The 14,049-nt window shown below is 72.8% G+C and carries 11 protein-coding genes; 8 read left to right on the top strand and 3 right to left on the bottom strand.

Translation table 11 applies throughout. The features are described 5' to 3' along the window. Window positions 1-13: 13 nt before the first annotated feature. The 6 genes from recF (at window position 14) to AB0L40_RS08795 (ending at window position 8,896) form a co-directional block, all read left to right on the top strand. Entirely contained in the window at window positions 14-1,207 is a 1,194-nt protein-coding gene (gene recF / locus AB0L40_RS08820) for a DNA replication and repair protein RecF (protein ID WP_364352281.1), read from the top strand. After that, window positions 1,204-1,617 carry a DUF721 domain-containing protein gene (locus AB0L40_RS08815; RefSeq protein ID WP_364352279.1) on the top strand — a complete coding sequence of 138 codons (414 nt, stop codon included), beginning with the start codon at window positions 1,204-1,206 and terminating at the stop codon, window positions 1,615-1,617. The genes recF and AB0L40_RS08815 overlap by 4 nt, the downstream gene beginning before the upstream one ends. A gap of 189 nt (window positions 1,618-1,806) precedes the next feature. Beyond that, window positions 1,807-4,392, top strand: a complete 2,586-nt coding sequence (gyrB, locus tag AB0L40_RS08810; protein WP_364352276.1) for a DNA topoisomerase (ATP-hydrolyzing) subunit B — start codon at window positions 1,807-1,809, stop codon at window positions 4,390-4,392. A 43-nt stretch (window positions 4,393-4,435) separates the two neighbouring features. Then, window positions 4,436-7,087 carry a DNA gyrase subunit A gene (gene gyrA / locus AB0L40_RS08805; protein ID WP_364352273.1) on the top strand — a complete coding sequence of 884 codons (2,652 nt, stop codon included), beginning with the start codon at window positions 4,436-4,438 and terminating at the stop codon, window positions 7,085-7,087. A gap of 450 nt (window positions 7,088-7,537) precedes the next feature. Then, window positions 7,538-8,011 (top strand): SRPBCC family protein, encoded by a 474-nt coding sequence (locus AB0L40_RS08800; RefSeq protein ID WP_364352270.1) that lies wholly within the window; start codon window positions 7,538-7,540, stop codon window positions 8,009-8,011. 84 nt (window positions 8,012-8,095) lie between these two features. Continuing rightward, the gene (locus tag AB0L40_RS08795; protein WP_364352267.1) at window positions 8,096-8,896 is read left to right on the top strand and encodes a hypothetical protein; all 801 of its coding nucleotides are present in this window, start codon (window positions 8,096-8,098) and stop codon (window positions 8,894-8,896) included. 22 nt (window positions 8,897-8,918) lie between these two features. Here AB0L40_RS08795 and AB0L40_RS08790 read toward each other — a convergent pair whose 3' ends face one another. From AB0L40_RS08790 to AB0L40_RS08780, 3 genes are all read right to left on the bottom strand, one after another. Then, complete coding sequence (locus AB0L40_RS08790) at window positions 8,919-9,410, bottom strand: HNH endonuclease (RefSeq protein WP_364352264.1); 492 nt, start codon at window positions 9,408-9,410, stop codon at window positions 8,919-8,921. 352 nt (window positions 9,411-9,762) lie between these two features. Beyond that, window positions 9,763-10,323: a DUF4446 family protein gene (locus tag AB0L40_RS08785; RefSeq protein ID WP_364352261.1), complete on the bottom strand. Its 561-nt coding sequence runs from the start codon at window positions 10,321-10,323 to the stop codon at window positions 9,763-9,765. A 5-nt stretch (window positions 10,324-10,328) separates the two neighbouring features. Further along, window positions 10,329-11,510, bottom strand: coding sequence for a hypothetical protein (locus AB0L40_RS08780; RefSeq protein ID WP_364352258.1), 1,182 nt, complete (start codon window positions 11,508-11,510; stop codon window positions 10,329-10,331). A gap of 352 nt (window positions 11,511-11,862) precedes the next feature. Between AB0L40_RS08780 and AB0L40_RS08775 the strand changes: the two genes are divergently transcribed. Together AB0L40_RS08775 and AB0L40_RS08770 are read left to right on the top strand one after the other, a co-directional pair. Further along, entirely contained in the window at window positions 11,863-13,149 is a 1,287-nt protein-coding gene (locus AB0L40_RS08775) for a serine/threonine-protein kinase (protein WP_364352255.1), read from the top strand. Beyond that, window positions 13,121-13,984, top strand: coding sequence for a DUF3662 and FHA domain-containing protein (locus AB0L40_RS08770; RefSeq protein ID WP_364352252.1), 864 nt, complete (start codon window positions 13,121-13,123; stop codon window positions 13,982-13,984). The genes AB0L40_RS08775 and AB0L40_RS08770 overlap by 29 nt, the downstream gene beginning before the upstream one ends. Window positions 13,985-14,049 lie beyond the last annotated feature (65 nt).

Raw genomic sequence — 14,049 nt, 5'->3', positions numbered from 1 at the left:
GGATCGGGGAGTCGTGGCGGCCGCGGAGCGCGGCACGGAGGGGCCGGCGGACCGGCGGCCGGCCCCGACCGCGACCCACCTCTCCCGGCTCCGGGTCCGCGACGTGCGGACCTACGTCGAGGCCGACGTCGACCTGGGCCCGGGCCTCACGGTCGTCGCCGGCCCGAACGGCGCGGGGAAGACCAACCTCCTCGAGGCCGCCTACCTCGCCTGCACCGGACGGTCGTTCCGGCAGGCCTCCGACGCGGACCTCGTTCGGCGGGGCGCCGAGGCCGGCAACGCCGCCGCCACCGTCGTCACCGCGACGGGCCCCAGCGTGTTCTCCGTCGGCATCGACCCCGGGGCCCCGCGCGGCCGGCGCCTGCGGGTCGACGGCACCCCGGTCGAGACGTTGCTGGACCACCCCGCCCGGCCGCGGATGAGCGTCTTCCTCCCCGACCGCATGGTCCTCGTCAAGGGCGGCCCCGCCCTGCGCCGCGCGCACCTGGACCAGCTGCTCGCCGTCCTGCGTCCCGCGTCGTCGCCGGTGCGCCGCGCGTTCCACGAGTCGCTGCGCCAGCGCAACGCCCTGCTCGCCTCGCTGAAGGCGCGCGGCGTCGGCGGCGAACGGGCGGCGCAGGAGCTCGCACCGTGGGACCGGACTCTGGCCGCCGGGGCGGCGGGGTTGACCCGGGCGCGACGCGAGACGGCCGAGGCGATCCGCCCCGCCGTCAACGCCCGCGCCGAGCAGCTCGGTCTGGCCGGCGAGCTCGAGATCTCCTACCGCCCCCGGGCGTCCGAGGACCCGGACGAGGTCCTCGCGGCCCTCGTCGAGCGCCACGCCGGCGACGTCGAGCGCGGCTTCACGCACCACGGGCCGCACCGCGACGACCTCGCGGTCCGCCGGGACGGGCGCCTGATCACGCGCTTCGGGTCCCAGGGCGAGCAGCGGCTTTCGCTCCTGGCGCTGCTCCTCGGCGAGGCCGACGTCATGGAGGACGCGACCGGCAGCCGGCCCGTCCTGCTCCTCGACGACGTGATGAGCGAGCTCGACGCCGACCGGCGGGCCCGGCTCGTGGAGCTCATCCGCGAGCGGGGCCAGGCGCTGGTGACCGTCACCGAGGCGAGCCACGTTCCCGGCGCGGACGACCCGGGCATCGGCCGGATCGACGTCGTTCCCGGCGCCGCGACGGCGACCGCGGTGGCCGCCGACCGGGGGGACGGATGAGGGGTCGTCGCCGCTCGTCGCCGCACTCCGCCGCCGCCGGTCTGGAGTCGCTGCTCGACGACCTCGCCCCCGAGGACAGCGGCGACGTCGGGCTCGCGCGGCTGCAGCGCGCGTGGGCCGGCGCGGTCGGACCGGCGATCGCGAGCGCGGGGAAGCCCGTCGCGTTCGTCGACGGGGTGCTCCACGTCGCCTGCGAGGACGCCACCTGGGCGCACGAGATGGAGCTGCGCCAGCCGATGCTCCTGGAGGCCCTGGCGGCGGCCGGCGTCGCCGACGTGACGGCGATCCGGCCCCGCGCCGGCGGGGTTGCGCCGACGCCTCCCGGCCGGCCCGCGCGCCGGGCCGGCGGCGGAGCCCGCGACCGCGGGGCCGCAGGAGGCCCGGATCGCTCCCGGGGGCGCCGGGGATGAGGGGGGACCGTCCTCGCCGCGGCCCGTGGCGCCAGGAGCGGCGCCAGCGGGCCCTCAGCGGCTGATTCGGCACCGCGCGGGAGGGGATTTCGGGGGTGCGCTGTGGTATCCTCACACGTGATTCGCACGCTCCGCCTCGGTCCGCCCTCGTAGGCGACTGGACCGAGGCGTTTCGCTGCACGGAGGCTTATGGCGACTGACGAGAACCCCACCCCCGACGAGCCGGCGAAGGAGGTCCCCGTCGACCCGGGGGCAGGAGAGGCCGGTACCGGCGCAGGCGACGCCGCGGCGATGCTGGAGGCCGCCAAGGAGGCTGCGAAGGCCGCCAACTCCGAGGCCACGAAGGCCGCCAAGGCGCGCACCGCGACCGACGCCACCTACGACGCCGCGGACATCACGGTCCTCGAGGGCCTCGAGGCCGTCCGGCACCGTCCCGGCATGTACATCGGGTCGACCGGCGTGCGCGGCCTGCACCACCTGGTCTGGGAGATCGTCGACAACTCCGTCGACGAGGCCCTCGCCGGGCACGCGTCGACGGTCACGATCGTCGTCCACCCGGACAACTCGATCACCGTCTCCGACGACGGCCGCGGCATCCCGGTCGCGATGCACGAGACCGGCAAGTCGACCGTCGAGGTCGTGCTCACGGTTCTGCACGCCGGCGGCAAGTTCGGCGACGGCGGCGGCTACAAGGTCTCCGGCGGCCTGCACGGCGTCGGCTCGTCCGTCGTCAACGCGCTGTCGGAGGAGTTCGACATCACGATCCGCCGCGACGGGCACGTGTGGACGCAGTCCTACGTGCGCGGCGTGCCGACGGCCGACCTGGCGCAGGGCGAGGCGCTGCCTGAGGGCGCGCAGACCGGCACGATCATCCGGTTCCTCCCGGACACCGAGATCTTCGACACGACCGAGTACGACTGGTCGACGCTCGAGAGCCGCCTGCGAGAGACGGCCTTCCTGACCCGCGGCCTGCGGATCGTCATCGAGGACGAGCGCGAGGGCGGCAAGAAGGTCGACTTCCACTACGAGGGCGGCATCGCCGACTTCGTGGAGTACCTGAACGAGTCCAAGGACCCGATCGGCAAGAAGGTCATCGCCTTCGACTCCGAGGACGAGAAGGAGGGCGCCGCGGTCGAGATCGCGATGCAGTGGAACTCGACCTACACCGAGTCGGTCCACTCCTTCGCGAACAACATCAACACGCACGAGGGCGGCTCGCACCTCTCGGGCTTCCGCTCCGCGCTGACGCGCACGATCAACGCCTGGGCCCGCGCGAACGGCGAGCTCAAGGAGAAGGACGTCAACCTCTCCGGCGAGGACGTCCGCGAGGGCCTCACGGCCGTCATCTCCGCGAAGCTCACGAACCCGCAGTTCGAGGGTCAGACGAAGACCAAGCTCGGCAACCCGGGCATGGAGGGCTTCGTCCAGAAGGTCGTCAACGAGAAGCTCCAGGAGTTCTTCGAGGAGAACAAGTCGGAGGCCATCGCGGTCGTCCGCAAGGCCGTCCAGGCGTCGCAGGCCCGCTCGGCCGCGCGCAAGGCCCGCGACCTGACCCGGCGCAAGAGCGCGCTGGAGAACTCGCGCCTGCCGGGCAAGCTCGCCGACTGCTCCGTCAAGGACCCGTCCCTGGCCGAGCTGTTCATCGTCGAGGGCAACTCCGCCGGCGGCTCGGCGAAGCAGGGCCGCGACCGCCACACCCAGGCCATCCTGCCGCTGCGCGGCAAGATCCTGAACGTCGAGCGCGCCCGCATCGACAAGGTGCTGCAGAACACCGAGGTCCAGTCGCTGATCACCGCGATCGGCACGGGCATCCGCGAGGAGTTCGACATCACCGCGGCCCGGTATCACAAGATCATCCTGATGACGGACGCCGACGTCGACGGCGCCCACATCCGCACGCTCGCGCTGACGCTGATCTTCCGCGAGATGCAGGAGCTCATCGAGGCCGGCTTCGTCTACATCGCCAAGCCGCCGCTGTACAAGGTGCGCCAGGGCGGCCACGACCGCTACATCGAGAAGGAGCACGAGCTCGAGGAGTTCCTGCTCTCCGACAAGCTCGAGAAGTTCGAGGTCATCAACGCCGCCGGCGAGAAGGTGGCGCTGAACGACGCGAAGTGGAAGAAGTTCGCCCGCCTGCGCAAGCAGCACGAGGGCTGGGCCTCCGCGCTGCGCGCCGAGCACGGCATGGACACGGTCCACTTCCTCGCGTCGACGGGCCTCGTCCACGACGGGATCACCGGCTCGGCCGAGGTCCTGGCGCGGCTGCAGTCCGCGGAGGTCTCCGGCGACGACGCCGCGATCGACGTGAAGCTGCTCTCCGAGGAGGGCACGCACCTGCGGATCCGCACGACGGAGAAGAAGACCGGCCTGGCCCGTACGACCGACCTCGACCGCCTGCTCTTCGATTCCCCCGAGTACGTCGGCTTCGTCAAGGTCCACCAGCAGCTCGTGGGCCTCTTCGGCCAGCCGTCGTTCACGATCCGCCTGGGCGACCGGACGGAGGACGCCGACACGTTCGAGGAGCTCGGCCGCGGCGTGCTCAGCGTCGCGCAGAAGGGTGTCGCGCTGTCGCGCTTCAAGGGGCTGGGCGAGATGAACGCCGAGCAGCTGCGGATCACCACGATGGATCCCGCGCACCGCACCCTGCAGCAGGTCACGGTGGACGACGCCGCCGGCGCCGACCGGCTGTTCTCGATGCTCATGGGCGAGCACGTGGAGCACCGCCGCAACTTCATCGAGGAGCACGGCCGCCAGGTCGCCAACCTCGATGTCTAGGCCCCACCAGACCGTCCCGACACCCGTACCCGGAGCCTGATCCATGGCGACGACCGACGCCCTCAGCGGGGGCAACATCGAGCCCCGCGCCCTCGAAGACGAGATGCGCACCGCGTACCTCGACTACGCGATGTCCGTCATCGTCGGCCGGGCGCTCCCGGACGTGCGCGACGGCCTGAAGCCGGTCCACCGGCGCGTGCTCTTCGGCATGTCCGAGCTGGGCATCGGCCCGACGCGGCCGTACGCCAAGTGCGCCCGCATCGTCGGCGAGGTGATGGGCAACTACCACCCGCACGGCGACGCGTCGATCTACGACACGCTCGTGCGCCTCGCCCAGGACTTCTCGATGCGCTACGAGCTCGTCGACGGACAGGGCAACTTCGGCTCGATCGACGACGACGACGCCGCGGCCATGCGGTACACCGAGGCGCGCCTGACGCGCCTGTCCCTCGAGATGCTGCGCGATCTCGACATGGACACCGTCGACTTCACGCCGAACTACGACGGCCGCAAGATGGAGCCGACGGTCCTGCCGTCGCGCTACCCGAACCTCCTCGTCAACGGCTCCGCGGGCATCGCGGTCGGCATGGCGACGAAGATCCCGCCGCACAACCTGCGCGAGACGATCGACGCCACGATCGCCTTCATCGACGATCCGTCGATCTCGGTCGACGGCCTGATGCAGCACATCAAGGGCCCGGACTTCCCGACCGCCGGCATCATCCTCGGCCACCAGGGGATCCGCGACGCCTACGAGACCGGTCGCGGCAAGATCCGCGTCCAGGCCAAGGCGCACATCGAGCCGCTGGCCCAGGGCAAGGAGGCGATCATCGTCACCGAGCTGCCCTACGAGGTCAAGAAGGGCGGCGAGAACGGACTGATCGTCAAGATCGCCGACCTCGTCCGCGACAAGAAGATCTCCGAGATCTCCGACATCCGCGACGAGACCGACCGCCGCGGCATGCGCCTGGTCATCGAGCTCAAGCGCGACGTGCTGCCGAAGGTGGTGCTGAACAAGCTCTACAAGCACACGAACATGCAGACGACGTTCGGCGTCAACATGGTCGCGCTGCTCGACGGCGTGCCGCGCACGCTGAACCTGCAGCAGGTGCTCACGGCCTACGTCGGCCACCAGCGCGAGGTCGTCGTCCGCCGGGCGAAGTACGAGCTGGCGCAGAAGGAGGCCCGCGCGCACGTCCTCGAGGGCCTGCTCATCGCGCTGGACAACCTCGACGCCGTGATCGCCGTCATCCGCGGATCGAAGGACCGCGAGACCGCCCGTGGCGAGCTGATCGCGCAGTTCGGCCTGACGCTGATCCAGGCCCAGGCCATCCTCGACCTGCGCCTGTCCCAGCTGACGGCGCTGGAGAGCGACGCCATCCGCGGCGAGCACGCCGACGTGATGGAGCGCATCAAGGAGCTCCGCACCCTCCTGGGCGACGAGCAGCTCGTGCTCGACCTCATCAAGACCGAGATGACCGAGATCCGCGACCGCTTCGGCGACGAGCGCAAGACGCTCATCACCCACGCGGACGGCGACATCGACATCGAGGACCTGATCGCCGACCAGCAGATGGTCATCACGATCACGCAGTCCGGCTACATCAAGTCCCTGCCGCTCGCGACCTACCGCCAGCAGCAGCGCGGCGGCCGCGGGGTCACCGGGATGGACATGAAGGACGGCGACTACATCGAGCACCTCTTCGTCTGCTCGAGCCACGACTACCTGCTGTTCTTCTCCAACCGCGGCAAGGTCTACCGCTCGAAGGTCTACGAGCTGCCGGAGGCGTCGCGCACCGCGAAGGGTCGCTACCTCGGCAACGTGCTGCCGCTGCGCGAGGGCGAGCGGATCCAGTCCGTCCTCTCGACGCGCGACTTCAGCGAGACGCAGTACCTGGTCTTCGCCACGCGCTCCGGCACGGTGAAGAAGACCGAGCTGCAGCAGTACAACACGCCGATCAAGGCCGACGGCATCATCGCCATCAAGATCCGCGACGACGACGAGCTCGTCGCCGTCCGCGGCGTCGACGAGAACGACGAGATCGTGATGGTCTCCAAGGCCGGCCTGACCGTCCGCTTCTCCGAGGACGACGCGCGCTCGATGGGCCGCGACACCTCGGGCGTGCGCGGCATGGACGTCGGCGACGGCGAGGTCATCGCGATGGACGTCGCCCGCGACGACTTCGACCTCCTGGTGATCACGGAGAACGGCTTCGGCAAGCGGACGCTGATCCGCGAGTACCGCAAGACGTCCCGCGGCGCCAAGGGCGTGAAGACGATCCAGCTGACCGAGACGAAGGGTGGCCTCGCCGGCGCGCTCGTCGTCCGCGAGCACGAGGGCCTGGTCTTCATCTCCGAGGGCGGCATGGTCCAGCGGACCGCCGTGCGCGGCATCAACCGCTACGGCCGCAACTCGCAGGGCGTCAAGGTCATGAACATGAAGGACGACGACCGCGTCAGCGCCGTCGCCCGGATCCTCGAGGACGAGACCACCGACGTCGTCGAAGAGCTCGTCGACGCGGAGGGCAACCCGCTCGTGAGCGGCGGCCCCGTGGACCTGTCCGCCGCCGACGCCCCGGTCCCGGACACCGAGCCGGTCGACCAGGGTTCCGACGAGCCGGCCGCGGACGAGGCCGACGAGACGCCGGGCACCGTCAACCGGGACGCCGACGAGGACGAGCCCGACGGGGAGTGATCCCCGGGGGTGCGGCGGTCCGCCGCACCCCGCGGCGCCCCTCCGGACTCGAACCCGCTGGACGAGTGAGGGACGCGGATCGCCGGTCGATTCGACCTCGTCGGATCGCCCTGCTAGGTTCGGTTCCACTGCACCAGAGAAAGGAGGTGGTCCGAATCTACGACAGGAATTCCGGGACTCAGGAGGTGGCCGTCGTCTGACGACGGTCATCCGGGAGGTCGGTGACGCTCGTCGCGTCGCCGCCGATCGAGGGTCTGCCCTGGTCCCAGCGGATACGCACCCGTGTTACTGGCACGGTGGGGAGCGGAACCTCGGTTCGGGATCACCCCCGGCACACTCAGCGCGGCGCCCAATCGGGCGCCGCGCGTCGTTGTAGGGGGTGCGGGGGCACCGCGAGCGTCTCGGGTTCGAACCGCGACGGGGCTCACGGCGCCCGTTAGGGTCCGCTTCGTGCCGAAGTCCGTGCCCGTGACCGTGACGGCGACCGCGAGGGTCTCCCCGCAGCGCTGCTTCGATGCGATCGTCCCCATCGACCTGGCGGCGATGATGCAGGGCTACGGTCCGCTGCCGGCGGTGCGCGGCACGCGCGACCAGGTCGGTCCGTGGGACACGCCCGGGTCCACGCGCGTCGTCGAGCTGGCCGACGGCAACGAGCTGTCCGAGCGGATCGTCGCCGTGGCGAGCCCCGAGGCCTTCCACTACCGCGTCGGGCCGATGACCGGCCCGCTCGGCCGGGTCGTCGACCACATCGACGGGTCGTTTCTCTTGAGCCAGGGCCCGGCCGGCTCCACCGAGGTCAGCTGGACCTACGACTTCCGGCCCCGCCGCGGCGCGGCCCTCGCCGTCCGGGCGCTGGCGCCCCTCTGGCGCCGCTACGCGGCGCAGTCGCTCGCCCGGGCGGTCGCGACGGCCGAGGCCGGCTGACTCCGGGCGGGACCACCCGTCGGTCCGGCGCGGTTCAGCCGGATGGCGGATGTGGTGGCGCGGTCCGGCCGGGATCATCCCCCGATGCCGACGACGCGTCGCCCACGATCACTCCGACCGGTCGGGCGACCACGCCTGGCGCTCCTCGCCGCGGTCGTGGTGGGCGGCCTCGCGCCGCTCGGCGCGCTCGGCTGCGGCGGTGGTGACGGCGGGGGAGCGATCCCGGGAGCCCCCGCCGCGAAGCGGGCGCCGACCGCGCCGGCGGCGGACCGGCAGGCCGACGGGGAGGGCATCGCGAAGCTCATCGTCGACGGCTTCGACCGCGGCCTCGTCGGCTGCGACTTCAACGTCGCGACGACGAGCCTGCGGCGCCTGTCGGCGCTCTTCGAGCCCGGAGCGGAGAGCGGGCTCCTCGGGCAGTACTCCGAGGACGAATACCACGGGCCCACGGACGGTGACCCCAGCGCGTACTCCGCCGAGAACCCCCCGCCGGACCGGGCGACCGAGCTGCGCGACCTGCTGTCGATGTTCCCCGGGGGCCGCTTCGCCGCCCGGCAGGTCCCCGACTACGACATCCTCGAGTGGCCGTTCAACTACGACCCCGAGAACGCCGAGATCTTCCAGGCGCTCGACGGCTCCTCGTACGCCACGGTCTGCCACGCGGGTGTCGCCTACCTCGCGGGCAGCGACCCGGCCCGGCTGCGCGCGAGCTACCGCCGGGCGGGCTCGGACGCGTCGGGCCGGCCGATCTGGCTGCTCTCGTTCCCCGTCGGCAGCGACGCGGACCACAGCCTGCAGACGGTCGAGGCACGGGAGCTGGTCGTCGCCGACCACGACGGGGCGTGGCGGATCGCGTCCTTCCGGCCCCACGGGACCGACGAGTAGATCGCCCTGCGCCGCGCCGCCGTCAGGCGGCGTGCCCGAGCCAGGCGTCCCAGCTCGGAGGTATTCGCGGGCACGCGACCTGGATGAAGACCGAGGGGTGCGGAGGGCGCGGGGTCGTCTTCGGGAACATGCGCGCCTGGTGGGGCAGGCGGTCCGCCTTCCGCCGGTTGCACGACGAGCAGCAGGCGACGATGTTCTCCCACTCGCTCGACCCGCCCTTCGAGCGCGGGATGACGTGGTCGACGGTGAGGTCGCGGTGGTCGCCGCAGTACTGGCACTTCCACTCGTCCCGGGCGAAGACCGCACGGCGGGTCAGCCGGCGGCGGCTGCGGCGCGGGACCGGGGCGTAGGTGCGCAGGCGGATGATCGCCGGGCGGGCCATCGCGGTGTGCTCGGCGTGGAGCTCGCCCTCGCCGTTCTCGATGACCTCGGCCTTCTCCTTCAGCAGGAGCACGGCCGCGCGCTTGATGCCGCAGACGTGTATCGGCTCGTACGTCGCGTTGAGGACGAGCACGTGGGAGCTGGGGGCCGAGGCGGCCGAGAGGGAGGCTTCCGTCGTGGTCGCGCCAGCGGCGCCGGACCGGCGTTGGCGCGCAGTGAGGTGTCCACCACCCCTGGGCTGGACCGGAGCAGATCCGGCGCCGCGGGGCGGCAGGGTCACGACGGTGGCTGAGGGCTCTCCCGCGTGCATCACCTGCACTCCGGCACCGAGGATACCCGTCGCCCCCCGGATGTCCACCCGGTTCACGGAACCATGACGCCGGGGTTCGACTCCCCACCGTCGTCGTTGCGGGTGGCCGGTGCCTCGTCGCGGTCCGTCGCGGTCCGTACCCGAGAAGCAGGGGCCGGGGCCCGCACCCCATTCCCTACTCCACGCCGGGGCGGGCCTCCGGGTCGATGCCGTCGATCACGCCGGTCGATCCGACCGCGCCGCTGCGCAGGGCGAAGGCCAGCGCCTCCTCCTCCTCGGGGGCCAGGCGGTGCTCGGGCTTGCCGCGGTTGATCCGACGGATGTACAGCCGGGCCTGGTCGCGATGGTGGATCGACGTCATCACGAAGCCGTCGCCGCGGACGTCGAGGAGGGCCAGCGAGCAGGACTGCTGGCCGGACATCTCGCCGTAGGCGTCGTAGCGGACGAGGCCGTGGCGCGAGAACACGTTGAGCAGTGCGCCCTCGATGCCGCCCATCCGCTCCGAGATGCGAGCGGCGGTCGACCGCCACTCGGCGGTCTCGTGGGTGACGTGGCGGCTCAGCGCCGCGGCGTGCGCGACGAGGTCGTCGGTGCCGGACTCGCCGAGGACCGCCAGCTGGGCACGGCGCATCCGGCGCATCTGCACCGACAGGACCACCAGCCAGACGACGGCGGCGACCGCCAGCGCCGCGCCGACGGTGGCGACGAGGTGGAAGGTCTCGTCGTTGCCGGCCACGCCGATCAGCCGCCGATCGTCACGGTGTACGTCGCCTCGTTGTTGTCGAGCTTCTCCTCGCCCGGCACCCCGCCGACCTTGACGACGAGCTGCCCGCTCTGGCCGGCGCGGACGCTGGCCGGGAGCTGCAGCTGGACGGTCTTCGACTCGTCCTGGGCGATCGTCGGGATCGAGGTCTTGACCGACACGGCCTTGCCGCCGTCGGCGGTGAACGTCGCGCCGACCTCGACGTTGGACTCGTCGGCGGCGCCGCTGTTGGTCACGGCGACGGAGATCGCGCGGCCCGTGAGCGTGGCCTCGGTGCCCGCGGCCAGCGTCTGGTCGCCGACCGTGACGTCGCCCAGCTGGGTGCCGTGCGTGACGTCGGGGTTCTGCGGCTGCTCGCTGGAGCGGTCGCGGACCTCGCCGGTGGTGCTGCCCGACGCGGAGGTCGAGCCGCCCCCGCCGAGCGCCGCCTGGACCGTCACGGGATCGAGCACCGTGACGTCGGTGATCGTCTTCGGGGCGCTGATGTCGGCGCCGCTGACGTCCTTGTCCTTCAGCGCCTCGTCGATCAGCGGCTTCGTCCGCTGGCTGACGATGACGTCGCTCGCGAGGAACGCACCGAGCTGGCCGGCGATCGCCTTCGTGGCGTCGTCGCCGGAGTCCGACATCGCCGCCGGGATCTGCTCGGCGATCACGCGGACCGCCTCGGCGCGGAGGTTCATCGCCAGCTCCAGGTCGCGCTGCGCGGCCTTGCCGTTGTCGTCGCCGGGCTCGCTGAAGCTCTTGACGCGGTCCGCCTGGTCCTCGGCGGTGCCGCGGACGCGGTTCAGCGCCGTCTGCACCGCGTTGGCGTCCTCGCCGGAGCGCAGCGCGCGGAACATCGGCACCGCGACCTCGTCGCTGGACTCGCGCAGGACCGCGTTGACGTCGCGGGAGTAGTCCTTCAGGGCCGAGGTGCGTCCCGACTTCACGCAGCTGTTGACCGCGACCACGAGGAGCAGCAGCACGAAGATGATGACGCCGAGGGCCACCAGCTGGCGCGTGCGCGCCGTCTGGGGGTCGATGCCGCCGGGGGTCGAGCGACCACCGCCCCCGCCCCCGCGACCGAACCCGCCGAGGGCACCTGCGCGCACACCACCGCGCCGAGGGGCGTCGGCGACGTGGGTGGGCTCATCGAAGTCGTCGTCGTCGAAGAACGACACGGGGTGCTCCTGGGGAGGTGAAAGGGGTTGCGTGCGGACTCGTCCCGGAAGGACGCTACCGACGGTCTTGCCTGCCGTTCACCATCACGGCGAGGAGTCCTTCTTTTCGAGAACACCTGCAAAGCCGGATGGCTGCGGACCTGTGACGTCCGTCCGGACCCGGGCCGTCACCGATCGGGGACGGTGATGGCGGTCCGGGAGGAGAGGGTGTCACGAGGGCGAAGACCGCGACGTGCGCACGGGAACCGCCGCCGCCTCCGACGCCTCGCGCGTCGTGCCCCCTGCGATGGACGACGCCGCTCCCACCGCGGCGCGTCTCCGCGGGCCGGGAGCAGGGTCACGTCCCACCCCGGTGGCGGGCGCGGACCGCAAGCCCGGGGACCTCGTCCTCGGCCGCTACGAGCTCGTCCGCATCCTCGGGCGCGGGGGCGCGGGCACCGTGTGGATGGCGGAGGACCGCAACCTCGGCCGCCCCGTGGCCGTGAAGTGCCTGCCGATGGAGGGCGGCGACCGCGCGCTGGCCGAGGCCCGCGCGGCGGCTCGGCTCGGCCATCCGACGGTCGTCAGCACCTACGGCCTGGGCAGCGCCGACGGCTGCACGTGGCTGGTGACGGAGTTCGTCGCCGGCGACACGCTGCGCCGGACGATCGCGGACGACACCCACACCGACGACGAGCTGCTGCAGATCGGCGTCGCGCTGTGCGTCGCGCTGCGCCACGCCCACGCGCACGGGATCGTCCACCGCGACGTGACGCCGCGGAACGTCCTCGTGCCCGCCGACGCCTTCGGCCGCACGACGGGCACCGGGGTCCGGCCCGGCACCGTCGCCCACGCACACGTGCCGCCGGCCAAGCTCGCGGACTTCGGGATCGCCCGGCCCAAGGAGCTCCACGAGGAGACCCGCAAGGGCCGGATCGTCGGGACCCTGTCCTACATGGCCCCGGAGCGGCTGACCGGCGGCCCCGGCGACGAGTCCGGCGACCTGTGGGCACTCGGCGTGGTGCTCCACGAGGCGTTCGTCGGCGAGCACCCCGCCGGCAAGCCCGAGCGCGCCGGCGCCCTCGTGCGCGCGCACGCCGACCTGCCGTCCCTGCGGCCCCGCCGCCCCGACCTGCCCGACGTCGTCATCGCGGCGGTCGACCGCGCGGTGGCGGAGGAGCCCGCCGACCGCGGCGGGGTCGAGGAGCTCGAGCGCGCGCTGCGCGACGGGCTGGCCGAGCGCGGCGTCCCGATCGCCCGGGTCCTGCGGGAGCAGCACTCGCACGAGGCCGACGCCCTGCCGGCCGCGCCGAGGACCCGCACGCCGCTCCTGCGCGCGGCGCCGGTCGCGGCCGCCGCGGGCGCCCTGGTCGGCCCCGCTCCGGCCGCCGCGTTCGCGCTGGCCCTCGCGGCGTCGGCGGTCACCGCCGTCGTCTGGGGCGCGTCACCGACCGACCCCCGGCCGGGATCGCGCCGGCTCGGCGCGGGCCTGCTCCTGCTGGCCCTCGGGGTGGCGCTCGGCGGGCTCGCCGTCGCCCCGCTGGCCGGCGCGGTCGCCGGGAGCGCGGCGACGGTGATCGGGCCGCTGCTCGCCGGCGGCCTCGCGGTGGCCGCCGGAGGGTGTCCCGGTCGTGTGCGTGCACCCCGTAGCATCCGGTGACCGAGTAGAGACCCCAGTGCTGCGAGACATCGAGAGCAAGCTAGCCGGTCTGGTCGAAGGAACCTTCGGCCGGATGTTCCGAAGCGAGGTCACCCCCGCTGAGCTGGCCCGTGGGCTGGCTCGGGAGATGGAGGCCACGCGGCGCCAGGGTCTCGACCGCACGTGGGTCGCCCACCATTACGACGTGTTCCTCTCCCCCGCCGACCACAAGCGCATCTCCGACGGCGCCGCCATGCTCGCCGACGAGCTGGCCGCCAGTCTCGTGATCCACGCGCGGGAGCAGCGCTTCGCGCTCGCGCACGCCCCGAAGATCGTCTTCCACCTCGGGCCCGAGCTGCCGACGAGCCGCTACGGCGTCCGGGCGCAGCACGACGAGGGCCCGTCGATCCTCGCGGGCGAGCCCGACCGCTCGAAGTCCGCCGATGTCGCCCGCCGCCGCGCGGTCACGGGCGCCGCCGACCCGGTGCCGCGCCGCCGCGAGCGGGTCGCCGAGCCCGCCGCTCGACCCCGGCCGCGCGAGGGTGCGCGCCCCCGCGCCGGGGCCGGCTCGATCGTGCTCGTCCTCGAGGGTCGCCGCGAGCCCGTCCCGCCGGCCGGCGGGACCGTCGGCCGCAGCCGCGAGTGCGACGTCGTCATCGCCAGCGCCGAGGTCTCGCGCCAACACCTGGAGCTCCGGCCCCGCGGCGACGGCTGGATCGTCTTCGACCTCGGGTCGACCAACGGCGTCCGCGTCAACGGCCGGACCGTGGGCGGGCCGAACGACCCGTCGCCGGTCGGGCCCGGCGACCGCCTGGACCTCGGCACGGTCTCGATGACGGTCGAGGACGGCTCGTGACCGCGCTGCCGCTCGCGGATCTCGTCGAGCCGGTCTCGGTCGCCCTGAAGTTCGCGATCGTCGGC

The organism is Patulibacter sp. NPDC049589 (assembly GCF_040675535.1).
Classification (GTDB): Bacteria; Actinomycetota; Thermoleophilia; order Solirubrobacterales; family Solirubrobacteraceae; genus Patulibacter.
The sequence above is the reverse complement of the archived record's forward strand: the minus strand, read 5'-3'. Positions and strand labels throughout refer to the sequence as shown.